Origin of the sequence: Streptomyces sp. NBC_01497 (assembly GCF_036250695.1) — a bacterium.
In the GTDB taxonomy this organism is placed as follows: Bacteria; Actinomycetota; Actinomycetes; order Streptomycetales; family Streptomycetaceae; genus Streptomyces.
Genome location: NZ_CP109427.1, coordinates 4,796,443 through 4,810,126, shown reverse-complemented (window position 1 = coordinate 4,810,126; position 13,684 = coordinate 4,796,443). Strand labels below are relative to the sequence as shown.

Sequence of the window (13,684 nt, the reverse complement as noted above, 5' to 3'; positions counted from 1 at the left end):
TCATACCTGCGCCGGGATCATCCCCGCACGAGGGTGACGAAGCTCTCCCACGCGGCCGGCACCACCGTCAGCACGGGGCCGCTCGCCCGCTTCGAGTCCCGGACACGCACGGCGGTGGCGCTGTCGCAGGCGGCGACCCCGACACACTCGCCACTCTCGCCACCCTCGCCGCTGCGGTAACTGTTCTTGGACCAGGCGATCTCGACGCACTGACCGCCGCCACTGTCGCCGTGACTGCTCTTGAACCAGGCCGGTTCGGTCACGGACATCAGCTCCGCACGAGGGTGACGAAGCTCTCCCACGCGGCCGGCGCCACCGTCAGCACGGGGCCGCTCGCCCGCTTCGAGTCCCGGACACGCACGGCGGTGGCGCTGTCGCAGGCAGCGACCTCGACACACTCGCCACCCTCGCCGCCGCTGTAACTGCTCTTGAACCAGGCCAGCTTGGTCATGTCTCTCCCAGGAGTCCCTCGATGCGGGCCAACGACTCACGCGGAGTGAGCGCCTGTGCTCGGAGAATCCCATACCGCGAACCAAGTTCGTGGACCTTTGTATGGTCGCTGTACAGGCGGCTGTCGCCCTGCGCCGCCGCATACGCCAGACGCTCGCCCTTGGCCAGGTCAATCATAGTGAACGCCCCGTCGAGGCCTACGTGTTCCTCGCGATCAGTCGGCATGATCTGGACATCGACGTTCCTGTCGCCCGCGAGGACCAGGATCTGCTCCAACTGTCCCCGCAGGACCTCCCGCCCGCCGATCGGCCGGTGCAGCACCACCTCCTCGATCAGGAAGCTGAGCAGCGGCGCCGGACGCCGCGCGTAGATGACTTGCCGTGCCAGGCGCGCCACGACGCGCTGCTCGATGATCTCGTCGTCCAGGACCGGGCGGCGCATCCGCAGAACCGCCCGTGCGTAGGCGTCGGTCTGGAGCAGACCCGGCACGACCTGTACCGCGTACTCGCACAAGCCGACCGCCTTCGCCTCCAGCCCCGCCATGTCCCTGAAGAACGCCGGGTACTGCGCCTTCGCGACCTCTTCCTTCAGCGCGATCAGGAGCCCGCCCGCGCCGAGGACCTCGTCCGCCTTGTCGATGGCCGCCGGGGTCGGGATGCGCCGCCCCTGCTCGAACGACGCGATGCTGGACGGCGAGTAGCCAACGAGCTTGCCGAGTCCCTCGGGCAAGACGGTGTGGGCGGAGTACGTCGTCGGGACGCGCGCCGATGGGTGAGGCGGGGCAGACGGGGGCGGACGCGGCGAAATGCGCTTGCACCGGGCCCGTTCGTGCCCGACGATCCCCTCCCGTGACCTTCAGCGAAGAAGAGCGGATCCTGTCCGGCAGCCCCCGTCCCCTGGCGCTCGTCACGGGGGTCGGCCGCAGCGTCGGCATCGGCGCCGCGATCGCCCGGCAGCTCGCCGCGTCCGGCTGGGACATTGCCTTCACCTACTGGACCCCGTACGACGAACGGATGGCGTGGGGCGTCGAGCCGGGCGCGGAGGCGGCAGTGTCCGACGGGCTCGTGGAGGCCGGCGCCACCGCCTTCGCGGTCGAGGCGGACCTGGCCGATCCCGGCACTCCCGCGCGGATCTTCGACGCGGTCGAGACCGCGCGCGGCGGCGTGAGCGCGCTGGTGATGTGCCACTGCGAGTCCGTCGACTCGGGCCTGCTCGACACGACCGTCGAGAGCTTCGACCGGCACTTCGCCGTCAACACCCGGGCAAGCTGGCTGCTGATCCGCGAGTTCGGCCGCCGCTTCGGCGGTGATTTCGGCACCGGCCGGATCGTCGCGCTCACCAGCGACCACACCGTCGGCAACCTCCCGTACGGCGCGAGCAAGGGCGCCCTGGACCGCATCACCCTGGCGGCTGCCCAGGAGCTCGCACATCTCGGCGTCACCGCGAACGCCGTCAACCCGGGCCCGGTGGACACGGGTTGGATGGACGAGCGCCTGCGGGCCACGGTCGTGGACCGCACCCCGCTGGCCCGCCTCGGCACCCCGCAGGACCCCGCCCGCCTTGTCGACTTCCTCTGCTCGTCCGAGGGGCAGTGGGTCAACGGACAACTGCTGGTCAGCAATGGCGGGTTGACCTGAGCCCCACGCGATTTCGCCTCGCCCCGCTCCGGTCCCGGGTCCCGGGGGGTGGACGCGGATCTTCCCCCCGGACCCTCTGCGGGGGTGTGAACGCGATGGTGCCTGCCACCGTCCACCGTGGCAGGCACCCCCGTGTGCTGACATCAGCCCGCCGGCATCCGGACTGTGGTGTCACCGGGCGCGCGCGTATCGCCCGAGGCGGCAACTAGCGCGCGGTGACGCGGTAGCTGCCGTGCTGCTTCACCTTCAGGTAGACGTAGCCGGACGCGAAGTGGCCACCGGTGACACCGGCCCCGGCGGTGAAGTCCCCGTGGCGCCACACCACCTTGCCGTTGACGGTGACCGTGCGGGCCCGGCCGGAGACCGGGATGGCGATGGTGCCGCTGGTGCCCTTGGGGGCGTCGACGGTCAGGCTGAACCGGTCGGCGCCGGTCTTCGCGGTCCAGTGGACGTCGATGTCACCGTGCGGGGTGGGGACACTTCCCTGCGTCCAGGCGAGGTCTCCCGGATGGGGCTGGACCGTCCAGGTGGCGTATCCCGCCGTGTCCGGGAGAACGCCCAGGACGTACCCGGACAGCGCGGAGGTCGGGGCCGTGGACCACCCGTGGGACAGACTCGCCCCCGCCCCCAGGCCGGGTGTGCCGTCGCTTCCGGAGATGTTCTCCCACATGGTCCCGGTCTGGTCCGGGCCCGGAGCGATCATGTGGCCCCACACATCGTGCAAGAGCTCCTGTGCGTTCGCGGTGTCACCGGCCGCCAGGCGCGCCTGGAGTTCGAACCCACTGACGAAGGGGCTGACCAGGTCCCTGTCGCCGGCGCCGGAGGAGAAGGGAAGCGGTCCGTAAGGGGTGGTCCACAGGGCCGACTTGAGCTTGCCCAGGATCTCCGCCTGCTTCGAGGACGGCGCGACTCCGTACAGGACGGCCAGGGCGTTGGCGTCCTGCGCGACACCGGACTGGGTGTCGCTGATCTTGTAGAGGCCGCTCTCCGGGTCGTAGAGGCGTTCGTTGATGCGCGCCTTCAACGCCTGCGCGTCCGCCCGGTAGGCAGCGGCTTGCGAGGCCTCTCCCGCGGCGGTGGCCAGCCCCGCTCCGTCGAGGAGTGCCTTGTAGTAGAGGATGTTGTAGGCGGCGACCTCGCCGCCCTTGTCGCTGTCGTAGAAGTCCCAGTCGGCGCCGTCGACCCCGGCCCTGGTCGAGAAGAGCCCGTTCCCGTCGAGCCGCGTGGCGTTCCAGGCCAGTTGGCGCTGGACGACGGGCCACTCCTTCGCGACGAAAGCCTTGTCGCCGGTGTGGAGGTAGTAACTCGCCAGGCCCGCGACGAAGTACATGGAGTACGTGGCCGAGTAGGTGGTCGTGTCGCCGGGGGTGAGCGGTCCGAGGTGCGGCACGCTCGCCGGGTGGAGGGCGCCCGGCACGAATCCGCTGGAGAGCTGCCGGCTGCCCAGCAGGTTCAGGGACTGCTTGATGTACTCCGGGTTGTTCACCGAGTAGTAGTCGGTGAGGCCCTCCACGAGGATGTCGCCGCTCCAGATCGCGCGGTCGCGCCTGGCCCCGTCGAGGACCGACGGCAGCGCGTTGGACCCGGGCGGAGTGAAGTCGGCGAGCGTGGCGGGCCCGCTCAGCGCGTTGCCGTAGAGCTTCTTGCCCGTACCGCTGACGACGGTGAGGTCCTTGAAGGCCGCCTTCTCGTCGCCGAACTCACGGAATCCGATGGTGCCGGCGGGCCGGGCGACGGCGCCGGCGGGCAGGGCCGTCGTGTCGAAGCGGTCGATCCGGCTGCCGTCCAGCGAGATCGTCACGCTCGTCCCGGACACCGTGGTGGCCACGGTGTGCCAGGTGCCCTCGTCCACGGGGGACGGCAGCGCCACGGAGCCGAGGCTGGTGTAGGCGCCGTCCTGGACGTCGAACTTCTGCAGCGTGTTCGGGGCACCGCCGCTGTCGGTGCTGTCGTCGAGGATGAACAGGTAGCCGTTCTGCGCGTTCTGCGCGCGTACCATCCACCCGGCCTGGTCGTGCAGGATGCTGGTCCTGAAGGTCGTCGTGCTGTCGCTCCAGGAGGATCCGCGACGCAGCACCCCGGCACCGTCATTGATCTTCGAGCCGTCGGCTTGCAGGCCGCCGCCCTGGATGGACCACGTCCCGGGGAGGGAGTCGGCCGGAGCGAGATCGGTCTGCAAGGTGTAGGCACCGGCGTACCAGATCTTGTTCAACTCGTTCGAACTCGACAGGAAGTGGCCCCCGTACCCGGCCGCCTGGGTGCGGTCGGCGATGTAGTCGATTCCCACCTTGCTCAGGGTGAGACGGCCCGGCGTCGAGAGCGTGATCTGCTCGTACCGCTCGCCACCCTGCGTGGAACTGTTGGTGATCGTGCCCGGCCCCGACACCGGGTAGCCGTCGGACCGGGAACTGTCGCCGTCGGCCCAGGGCGGCGACCCGTCACCGGTGGGGCTCATGTACTGCAGCCCCTCGCTGTACGCGGCCTTCAGGGTCGGCGACCCCGACTGGGCGGAGACGGTGAAGTAGGGCAGCCCGCCCGTCTCCTGGCCGTAGTCGAGCAGGATGGTGGGTGCCGCTCCGCCGTCCGCGTAGGTGAGCGTCACCCCGCCCGATCCGCCGCACACGAGGTTCCGGGCCCCTTCGACCGCGCCCGAGGTACTGACCACGGACACCGGGCACACGTCGGAACTCTTCGGTGCCCGTACGTACGTGTGCCAGTCGCTCGCGGCCCGGGGGGCCGTGGACCGCGCGGAGACGAGAGCCGGCGTCGCGGCGGACGATGCCGTCGGCTGGGCGAGCAGGGCGAGGAGCAGGGCAAGGCCCAGTGAGAGGGCCGCGCCCGCCGAACCGAGCCTGCGGCGTGGACGTCTTCTGCCGTGAACGATCATGCGGACTCCGAGGTTGTGGGTACTTCCCCTGACGACTGACGACTGACGACCCGGCGCGACGGTGCTCCGCCGATGAACGAGCGGTATGGGCCGGGCGGTACGGATCAGGTACGTGACGGCTCATTGGTTGAAACGTTTCAGTTCGATGCGGCAAGACGCAAGGTATGCAGAAGCTGTGAGTGCGTCAACCCATGGCACAGGACTCGTCGCATCAGCCGCGCTCGCCGGCGGGCCGGGAGTCCCCGCACGGGTCGAGCGCCCCGCCTGCCATCGGCGACCTGGCCGGGACGCGGCACGCGACCGGAGAGCACCAGGTCAGCGAACGCCCCCACCCGCCGCGGGGGTTCATCGGGAAGTGGGGCCACGCGTACGGCCGGTGGCCGTTACGTACGGCGGACGGCCCACGTGGACGGCGCGGCCCGCGTGGACGGCGGGCGGCGGTACGGCGGACGGCCCGCATGTACGGCGGGCGGCCCGCGTGGCGAGAGGCCCGCATGTACGGCCGACGGCCCGCGCGCACGGGGCAGCCCGTGGACGGGGCGGCCCATGGCCGGGGCGGCCCATGGACGGCGGGCCGCCCGCACACCTCAGTGCGCCGCAGCGCCGCCGTCCGCCGCCGTCTCCTCGCCCTGCGCGCCGCCCCGTGCGCGCCGTGCCCGGCGGACGAGGAGGACGGCACCGCCCAGGAGTACCGCCGCCCCGGCCGAGATCCCGGCCACCGTCCAGGGCGTGCGGTCCGGCCGGGTGTGGCCTGAAACGGTGACCGTCTCGTGCGGCGCGACGGCCGTGATGTCGCGGTACGTCACCATCGTGTCGTCAGGGGTCAGCAGGTGGTTGTGCGCCCGGAAGTCGTCCAGTCCGCCGGTGTAGAGGCGCCCGGTCGGGTCGGCCAGCACGGTGGCGCCATCGGTCCGGCGGCCGAGCAGCAGGACGATCCGCTCCAGCTTCCCGGTCCTGTGGTGTTCCACCAGGAGACCGCGCGGGGCGTAAAGCCCGTCGTGGCCCGCGAACCGCTCCGCGGCCCGCACCTGCGCGGGGGCCAACTCCGAGGCCGGGTCCGTCGTATCCGCCCGCGCGGCACGCGCGCCGGAGATCAGGAAAACGGCGGCGAGAACGGCGAGCGCGACGGAGATCCCGGCCGTACGGGCCGCTCCCTGAGTGCTGGTCATGAGCGCGCTCCTGTCCGAACTCGCCCAGGCGGATGGCGCGTTCACCCGGGAATCGTGGCACCGCCGAGCATGCCCGGTCACGTGAACCGCCGAAAGCGCACCCGGTCGTGTGACGGGCGGGCCGGCACCCGGTGCCGATGTCGTGTTGACACCGGGACGCTCCCGACCGGAGGGTGATCCGCGGCACCGGCACAGAGGCTGCCGCAGAGACAGCGCACTGACCGTCCCCACGGAAGGCCCCTCATGGACGACCGCAGCCCCGCAGACCGGTTCTTCGACGCCGCCGCCGGGCTCCTGGGCCGCGTACGGGACGAGGAGGCCGCGAGCATCGCCGCCGCCGGGGCCGCGATCGCCGACGCCGTCGCGGGGGGCCGGCGGCTGTTCGCGTTCGGGGCCGGGCACTCGTCGCTGCCCGCGCAGGACACCGTCTACCGGGCGGGCGGACTCGCCGTGATGAACCTGCTCACCGTGCCCGGCATGACCGGTGTCGACGTACGGCCCGCGACGCTCGGTTCCGCGCTGGAGCGGGTCGAGGGGCTGGCAAGCACCGTGCTGGACACCTCCCCCGCCACCGCCGGCGACATCCTCGTGATCATCTCGCTGTCCGGCCGCAACACCCTGCCCGTGGAGATGGCGCGGCACGCCCGCGAGCGGGGACTCACCGTGATCGGCGTGACGTCCGTGGCGTACGCGACCGGCACCACGCCCAGGAACGCGAGCGGCACCTTCCTCAAGGACCACTGCGACATCGTCCTCGACAACAAGATCGCCATCGGGGACGCCGAACTGACCGCCGAGGGCGTCGCCGCGCCGTTCGCACCCGCGTCCACCGTCGTCACCAGCGCGCTCATGCAGGCCGTGATGGCGACCGCCGCCTCCGACCTCGCGGCACGGGGCATCGAGCCGCCGCTGCTGCGGTCCGGCAACATCGACGGCGGCACCGAGTGGAACGTGCGCGTGATCGAGGAGAACGCCGACCGGATCTTCTGGCACTAGCCCCGTACGGGGACCATGCGCCCCGGCGGCGACGCAGCGAGTCCCGCAGAAAACGCACCGTGTCCCGGGGCGACGCACCATGTCCCGGAGGTGCACCGTGTCCCGGAGGGCGCACCGGGTCCCTGGGAACGCACCGCGCCTACCCCCGGGTAGGGAGCGCGTGTGTCGCACGCCTCCCGCAGGAGAGCCCGGGGCCCGGGCTCACGGCTGCGGGCGCAGGACCTCCGCCAGGTCGAGCGCCGCCGCCATCCTGACCGTCACGTCCTCCGCGTACAGCGCGTCCGGCCGCTCGAAGGCCGCCCGCCCGCCGCACCGCAGGAACGTCACGACTCCGAGTGAGCGGCCCCGGCTGCGCAGCACCGTGCACAGCGCGTGGACCGAGTCCGTGGGCCACTGCCGCGCGGCGGCCCATGTCTGCGGGGCCGGGACCGGTGACGGGGCCGCCTGGGACGGCTCCCGTGCCGACGTGCCCGGCGCGCTCCGTCCCGGCGCCGGGGCGCTCGCCCGCACCGATCCGGCCCGCTCCATCGCCCGCAGCGCGGGATGGCCGTCGAGGTAGCCCACCGGGATGCCGCCGCCCGCGACCCGGCCGACCGGCCCCGAGGCGCCGGTCGGCGTCGCGGCCGTGCGGACCAGCCGTACCGGCGCGTCCGGGTCGGTGGCGTCGTACGCCCCGCCGCCCCGGCGTCCCGAGGGACCGGCCACCAGATCGATCAGCGCGTGGTCCGCGAAGCCCGCGAGCGCGAAGTCCAGGTAGGTGGTGGCGGCCTCCATCGGGTCCTCGCACTCGGCGGCGGAGCGTGCGGCGCGGTGCAGCTGGTTGGAGCGGAACCGCAGCCGGTCCGCCTCCTGCGCCGTCAGCCGCGCGTCCGTCACGTCCGTGAACAGCCAGCCCACGCCGAGCGGCACCGGCTCCTCCGCGAGTGGCGAGGCGAGCCGCAGGAATCCGCTGCGCCAGCAGCGGCGCCGCTCACCCTCGGCCGTACGGACCGTGACCCACAGTTCGGTGAGGCCGGTCGGCGCGCCCTCCGCGAGGACGTGGTGGAGGGCCGCCTCCAGCTCCTCGGACCCCTGCACGACGAGTTCGCCCAGCGGCCTGCCGAGCACCGTCGTACGGCCGGAGCCGAGCGCCCGTGCCGCGTGCGCGTTGATCACCGTGGGCCGCAGGTCGACGTCGACCAGGACCACACCCCAGGACGCGTCCGCGAACAACGCCTCGCTCAGCGCTATGGAGCGCTCCAGGTCGATCTGCGCGTGCACCTCGCTGAACGCGCAGTACACCCCTGCGGGCTTCCCGTCGGCGCCGCGCACGCCCGCCGACTGGGTCCGTACGAGCACCCGGCCGCCGTCCTTGCGCAGCATCGCGAACTCGTGGACCTGCCGTCCCTCGCCGTCCATGGTGGCCATCAGGCGGGCCAGCACCTCGTCGGCGTCGGCCGAACGGGCGGCCCAGCCCGCGAACCCGTGCCGCCCCACCGCCTCGGCTGCGCTCCAGCCGAGTATCCGCTCGGCCTCGCGGTTCCAGTGCGTGACGACGCCCCCGGCGTCGAAGGCGCAGAGAGCGGCGTCCATGCCGTCGAGCAGAGCCGCGAGCAGATCCGATCCCGGCTCGTCGGGTCCCGCCGCGTCGGTGGTCTCACTCCGGGAAGCACTCATCCTGCCACCCCCATGCGGGACGTCCGCGCCTGTTCCGCACACGTCCACTCACTGCGATCATTCCACTGAACGTGACGCGGCACACACAAGGTTCCCGAAAATCGTATCGCGGCGGGTGAGCGGGCGTGCGGGCCGCACGCGCCGGGGCCGGATCGGGCGGCGCCACGGGGTGCCCGCGTCAATATCCAGGTAATTCGCTTGTCGTCCTCCACGCGGTTTTTTAGGGTGTGGGTACACGAGAAGGGAGGTGGTTCGTCAGATGTATGGCAACCGGACGCGTGAGGTGGCTGCGGGCTAGCGGCCCGTTCGTCGCACTCTGTGCGGTGCCGGCTTCCGCCGGCCAATCCCAGCAGTCACCGACCCGCGAGCTCGCCGGTACGTCCGGCCGGCTCCCTCCCCGGAGGGAACCCGAGCTCGCGGGTCTCTGCGTTCCCTGGGCCCGTACCGCGCGCCGGGCCGCGCTCCGCGTCGGGCCCGCGATCCGAGCCGGGCGCGCGCTGCGCGTCAGGAGCACTGCGGGAGAGCGGTCTACGGCCGCTGCCGCCTCCAGCTGAGGGTCGCGTACCTCTCGCCCTCGCGCGGGAGCCTGCGCCAGGGCCCGGTACGGAGGACGTGCAGGCGCCCGCGCTCCAGGGCGAACCGGGGCAGCCGGACGCCGAACTCGGCCGCGACGGCCTCCAGCGCGTCCCGCTCGTCCCGCCTGACTCCCTGATCGTCCCGGGCGAAGAGGCGCTCCGGATCCAGGGCGTCCGGCACCGGGCCCCGCAGGCCGACGTCCGTACCCCGCACGGTGAACGCGTACCGCTCCTCCCCGTCCACCGCGCAGGAGAGATGGAAGACAGCCGGGTGCTGCCCCGACGCGGGCTGCCGCCACACCGTCACCGCCCGGGTGCCGTGCGAGGCGGCCGTACCCGGAGAGACCATCCACTGCTCGACGAAGCCCTCGGTCTCGGCCTCGAACGCGAAACTCCATCCGGGGCCCGCCCGGCCGACCATCGCGTTCCCCTCGTCCCGCCAGGTCGAGGATCCCGGGCTGCTCCTGCCCTGCCGGCGCGATTCCCACCGGGTCATCGGCCCCTCCAGGACGGCGGCGGTCCCGTCGGCGCCGAGACGGCCGGGCAGTTCGGCCGGTTCGACCCCCTCCACGAGGACGAAGCGGTACGCCGCCCGCATGCTGTCGCCACCGGACTCCGCCAGCCACGCAAGCCCCGGAGGATCGGCGTCGGGCGCGGGTACCGGGGTCTCACCCGGCTCGCCCGCCCGGGGCGTGGCCAGGAGTTCGGCGCCGCGCTCCGGTGTGATCAGCGGTCCGAGGAGGGGGTCGGCGCACAGGCCCACCGGGGCGAGGTGGTCGGGGCCGAGCGGCCGCCACGCGGGCAGTGCGGCACGCAGCGTGGCCCAGGCCTCGTCCGTCCCGCCCCAGAGCGCCTGCTCCCGCGCTTTTTCGACGGCCCGCCCGAAGGGTCCCTCGGCGGTGTAGCGGAACGCTCCGCCCCGCACCTGCCGCAGGATCCCGTCCGCCGCTTCCCGCAGCGGGTCCGTGGCGCCCCGCAGGCGATGTCCCCATGCACTGTCGTCAAGATGGCTGCTGCGCACGTGCTCTGCCGCCAACAGGGGCACCACCTCCGGCGCGTACAGCGGATCGACCGCAAGGCCGGGGAAATACACCATGTAGGTCTTCCCGAGCAGCCGGTGGATCTGGTCCAGCAGGCCCTGGGCCCGGGGTCTGCCGTACGACACCGCCTGCGCGAGGCCCGCCGAGGCCCGCTCGTGCCGCCCGGCCAGCGCGTCCAGCCGGGCGGCCTCCACGGAAGCGTCCTGGGCCCGCGTGGTCGCGTTGGCGAACGCGACCGCCGTGCGCACCGACTCGTTCGCCGTCAGGCGGTGGAACTCCCGGTACATGTCCTCCATGAACAGGCGGAAGGACGCATACCGCTTGGGTGGACTCGCGCGCCACGACGCGTGGCTGTACACGGCCCACTCACCGTCGTCCCCCACGTCCCCCGGGTCCAGCAGGACGTCGGCCATGTCCGACTCCACGGCCAGTTGGAGCGAGCGCCCCCACATCCCGGCGAGCAACACGTCCTCGGGAGAGGAGTTCTCGTGCAGTTCCCCCGGGTAGTACGCGGCCCGGCCCGCGCCGCCCTCGAACCACCGGGCCGCTTCGGCGCCGGCGAGCAGGTACACGAAGCCGCCCGCGTGCCGCCATCCGTCACTGACTTTCAGGAAGGTCCGGTAGGACGGCGGCAGCCGGCGCCCGAGCCGCTCCTCCGCCGCGCCGATCCGCTCCTCGGACGCGGGCGGGAACCCCAGCCGATCCGCCCGGCGGGGCTCCTCGTCCTCCAGGCCACGGTGGTCCTCCCGCAGCCCCGGGGCCCGCACGTCCGCCCATTCCCGGCTCCACCGCTCCAGGAAGGGACGCCAGTCGTCGATCGTCTGCGTCATGCGGGCGATCCTGCCAGCGGACACTGACAACGGCCCTTGAGGCGGCGGGTGTTCGGGCGCCGTGCGCGGCCGCCGTGCGGCCCGCTACGGGCAGAGCCGTTCCACCCGCCAGGCCTCGCCCTCCCGCACGTACCGCAGCCGGTCGTGCAGCCGGTTCTCGTGGCCCTGCCAGAACTCGACGGTCCCGGGCGTCACACGGAAGCCTCCCCACTGCGGCGGCACCGGCACCTGCTCGCCCTCCGGGTAGCGCGCGGCGAGCAGCGCGTAGCGCTCCAGCAGTTCCTCCCGGGACGCGATGGCGGCCGACTGCTCGCTCGCCCACGCGCCCAACTGCGAACCGTGGGGCCTGGTACGGAAGTACGCGGCGGTCTCGTCACGTCCCACGCGCGCGGCGGTCCCGGTGACGATGACCTGGCGGGCGATCCGGTGCCAGGGGAAGAGCACCGAGACATAGGGGTTCGCGGTGATCTCGACGCCCTTGCGGGAGGTGTAGTTGGTGTAGAAGACGAATCCCCGGTCGTCGTACTGCTTCAGCAGGACCGTACGGGACGACGGGCGCCCGCGCGGGTCGGCGGTGGAGACGACCATGGCGTTGGGCTCGGGCAGCCCGTACTCGGCGGTGGCCTTGAACCACCGGGCGAACTGGTCCATGGGCGTGGCGGCCACGTCGGACTCCAGGAGCGGCGTGGACCGGTACTGCTCGCGCATGGTGGCGGGGGCGGGACTCTCGTCAGACACGGCACCATCCTGCCCCAGGCCCGGCCCGCGCCGCGCGCCGACCTGCAACGGGCCCCGCCGGGGCCGCGATCGCCCAGGGAATCCGGGGCCCGGCAGCACCGGAGACCGGGCCGTGGCGGCGCCCCTGCCCCGTCTTCCGGCGGTGCCGCGCCGCCTTCACCGCCGCCCGTCGCGCGTTGCCTTCAGGCCAGGGCGCGGCTCACCAGCGCCGACCACTGGCCGACGACGCGGGAGCGGCGCGCCGTGTCGTCGCTGAGGAGGGTGGCGAGGCCGAGGCCCCTGGCCATGTCCAGCAGCCCCTGGACCGTCTCCCGCACGCCGGGGCGGGACTCGTCGGCCGCCAGCAGTGCCACGGCGACGCGGTGCGCCTCGCGGCCCACCCGGGCCTCCAGTTCGACGACCCGGGGGCGCAGCAGGTCGCCGTACTCCTCGTCGGCCGCCGCCACCCACAGGTGCAGGGCCGCCCGGAACAGCGGGCCCGTGTAGAGCCCGACCAGGCCCTCGACGGCTTCGGCCCGGTGGCTGGGGCCCGGCGGGAGAAGCGCCCTGAGCGCACGGGAGCGTTCCTCGGCCATGTACTCGACGGCCGCCACGAACAGGTCCTCGCGGGTGGGGAAATGGTGCTGGGCGGCACCGCGCGAGACGCCCGCGCGTTCGGCGACGACCATGACCGTGGACCCTGCCCAGCCGCGTTCGGCGAGGCAGCTGACGGCCGCCGCCAGCAGCCGCCGCCGGGTGGCCCGGCTGCGGTCCTGCTTCGGCTCCCCGGGGACCGTCGCGGCAGGGCCGCCCGGGGGCGTTCCCGTGGCCGCCGGCGGGGCGCCGGCCGGCTCCCCGCGGTGCGCGTCTACCTCACCCACGCCGGGTCCCGCCGCTCCATGAACGCCGCGATGCCCTCCCGCGCCTCCGGCGTGATGAAGTACGAGGCGGACCGCTGCACGAGGTCCTCCGCGTGCCGGTCGAAGGCCTCCAGCACATCGAGTGTCAGGAGCTTCTTCGCCTCCGCGAGCCCCTGCGGCGACGCCCTGCGCAGCCCGTCGAGCAGGCCGGACAGCGCCGCGTCGACATCATCGGCCGCCGCCGTGAGGAGCCCCGCCGCCTCGGCGGCCGTCGCGTCGAACAACTCACCTGTCAGGTAGTAGCGGGACGCCGCGCGCGGGTCGATGCGCGGCAGGAGCGGCATCGAGATCACCGCCGGCGCGACCCCGATCCGTACCTCCGTGAACGCGAAGTCGGACGTGCGGTCCGCCACCGCCATGTCGCACGCACCGACGAGCCCGAGGCCGCCCGCCCTGACGTGGCCGCTGACCCGCGCCACCACCGGTTTCGGGAGTTCGATGATCTGCCGCATCAGGCCGACGAACGTGTACGGGTTGGCGGGGGACTTCAGGTCCGCTCCCGCGCTGAACGTCGTGCCGGTGTGCGTCAGCACCACCGCCCGTACCGCCCGGTCCTGCGCGCAGCGCGCGAGTTCCTCGCTCAACTCCCGTACCAGGCGCGCCGAGAGGGCGTTGCGGTTCGCGGGCGAGTCGAGAGTGAGCGTCGTGATCCCGCGCTCGTGCGCGGAGCGTACGACGGGAGCCCCGGGGCCGGTGCCCGCCGGCCCGGCGCCTGTGCCCTGCGCTGCCGAATGTCCCGTCACACAGCATCTTCCTTCGTGTCGATCGGTCGGCCCGGGGCCCGTGCCGCCGGGCGGAGCCCCTGCG

The 13,684-nt window shown here is 73.0% G+C and carries 12 protein-coding genes; 2 read left to right on the top strand and 10 right to left on the bottom strand.

What is annotated here, in order from left to right:
- Nucleotides 1–17: 17 nt before the first annotated feature.
- The 3 genes from OG310_RS20310 to OG310_RS20300 are packed head-to-tail and all read right to left on the bottom strand — an operon-like array spanning nucleotide 18 to nucleotide 1,179.
- Nucleotides 18–269, bottom strand: coding sequence for a DUF397 domain-containing protein (locus OG310_RS20310; RefSeq protein WP_329457293.1), 252 nt, complete (start codon nucleotides 267–269; stop codon nucleotides 18–20).
- Entirely contained in the window at nucleotides 269–451 is a 183-nt protein-coding gene (locus OG310_RS20305; RefSeq protein WP_329457292.1) for a DUF397 domain-containing protein, read from the bottom strand. Before OG310_RS20305 ends, OG310_RS20310 begins: the two co-directional genes overlap by 1 nt.
- A complete protein-coding gene (locus OG310_RS20300; RefSeq protein ID WP_329457291.1) occupies nucleotides 448–1,179 on the bottom strand; it encodes a helix-turn-helix domain-containing protein in 732 nt (243 codons plus the stop codon). Before OG310_RS20300 ends, OG310_RS20305 begins: the two co-directional genes overlap by 4 nt.
- 119 nt (nucleotides 1,180–1,298) lie before the next feature.
- Between OG310_RS20300 and OG310_RS20295 the strand changes: the two genes are divergently transcribed.
- Entirely contained in the window at nucleotides 1,299–2,087 is a 789-nt protein-coding gene (locus tag OG310_RS20295; protein ID WP_329457290.1) for an SDR family oxidoreductase, read from the top strand.
- Nucleotides 2,088–2,292: 205 nt separating this feature from the next.
- On the opposite strand, the gene OG310_RS20290 is transcribed toward OG310_RS20295, so the two are convergent.
- On the bottom strand, nucleotides 2,293–4,974 hold the full coding sequence (locus OG310_RS20290; RefSeq protein WP_329457289.1) for an alpha-L-rhamnosidase-related protein: 2,682 nt from the start codon (nucleotides 4,972–4,974) through the stop codon (nucleotides 2,293–2,295).
- 587 nt (nucleotides 4,975–5,561) lie between these two features.
- Nucleotides 5,562–6,143 carry a hypothetical protein gene (locus OG310_RS20285; protein WP_329457288.1) on the bottom strand — a complete coding sequence of 194 codons (582 nt, stop codon included), beginning with the start codon at nucleotides 6,141–6,143 and terminating at the stop codon, nucleotides 5,562–5,564.
- A 243-nt stretch (nucleotides 6,144–6,386) separates the two neighbouring features.
- On the opposite strand from OG310_RS20285, the gene OG310_RS20280 reads away from it, so the two are divergent.
- Complete coding sequence (locus OG310_RS20280; protein ID WP_329457287.1) at nucleotides 6,387–7,139, top strand: SIS domain-containing protein; 753 nt, start codon at nucleotides 6,387–6,389, stop codon at nucleotides 7,137–7,139.
- A gap of 201 nt (nucleotides 7,140–7,340) precedes the next feature.
- Here the strand turns inward: OG310_RS20280 and OG310_RS20275 are convergent, their stop codons facing one another.
- From OG310_RS20275 to OG310_RS20255, 5 genes are all read right to left on the bottom strand, one after another.
- The gene (locus OG310_RS20275) at nucleotides 7,341–8,795 is read right to left on the bottom strand and encodes a PAS domain-containing protein (RefSeq protein ID WP_329457286.1); all 1,455 of its coding nucleotides are present in this window, start codon (nucleotides 8,793–8,795) and stop codon (nucleotides 7,341–7,343) included.
- 528 nt (nucleotides 8,796–9,323) lie between these two features.
- Complete coding sequence (locus OG310_RS20270) at nucleotides 9,324–11,240, bottom strand: SMI1/KNR4 family protein (RefSeq protein ID WP_329457285.1); 1,917 nt, start codon at nucleotides 11,238–11,240, stop codon at nucleotides 9,324–9,326.
- Nucleotides 11,241–11,324: 84 nt separating this feature from the next.
- On the bottom strand, nucleotides 11,325–11,948 hold the full coding sequence (gene pdxH, locus OG310_RS20265) for a pyridoxamine 5'-phosphate oxidase (RefSeq protein ID WP_329460277.1): 624 nt from the start codon (nucleotides 11,946–11,948) through the stop codon (nucleotides 11,325–11,327).
- Between the two features lie 212 nt (nucleotides 11,949–12,160).
- Nucleotides 12,161–12,703 (bottom strand): TetR/AcrR family transcriptional regulator, encoded by a 543-nt coding sequence (locus OG310_RS20260; RefSeq protein ID WP_329460276.1) that lies wholly within the window; start codon nucleotides 12,701–12,703, stop codon nucleotides 12,161–12,163.
- A 122-nt stretch (nucleotides 12,704–12,825) separates the two neighbouring features.
- Nucleotides 12,826–13,527 carry an enoyl-CoA hydratase family protein gene (locus tag OG310_RS20255; RefSeq protein ID WP_329460275.1) on the bottom strand — a complete coding sequence of 234 codons (702 nt, stop codon included), beginning with the start codon at nucleotides 13,525–13,527 and terminating at the stop codon, nucleotides 12,826–12,828.
- Between the last annotated feature and the right edge of the window lie 157 nt (nucleotides 13,528–13,684).

Coding starts and splice junctions, on each gene's coding strand:
- OG310_RS20310 (WP_329457293.1), bottom strand. CDS start 269: ATGTCCGTGACCGAACCGGCCTGGTTCAAGAGCAGTCACGGCGACAGT.
- OG310_RS20305 (WP_329457292.1), bottom strand. CDS start 451: ATGACCAAGCTGGCCTGGTTCAAGAGCAGTTACAGCGGCGGCGAGGGT.
- OG310_RS20290 (WP_329457289.1), bottom strand. CDS start 4,974: ATGATCGTTCACGGCAGAAGACGTCCACGCCGCAGGCTCGGTTCGGCG.
- OG310_RS20285 (WP_329457288.1), bottom strand. CDS start 6,143: ATGACCAGCACTCAGGGAGCGGCCCGTACGGCCGGGATCTCCGTCGCG.
- OG310_RS20280 (WP_329457287.1), top strand. CDS start 6,387: ATGGACGACCGCAGCCCCGCAGACCGGTTCTTCGACGCCGCCGCCGGG.
- OG310_RS20275 (WP_329457286.1), bottom strand. CDS start 8,795: ATGAGTGCTTCCCGGAGTGAGACCACCGACGCGGCGGGACCCGACGAG.
- OG310_RS20270 (WP_329457285.1), bottom strand. CDS start 11,240: ATGACGCAGACGATCGACGACTGGCGTCCCTTCCTGGAGCGGTGGAGC.
- pdxH (WP_329460277.1), bottom strand. CDS start 11,948: ATGCGCGAGCAGTACCGGTCCACGCCGCTCCTGGAGTCCGACGTGGCC.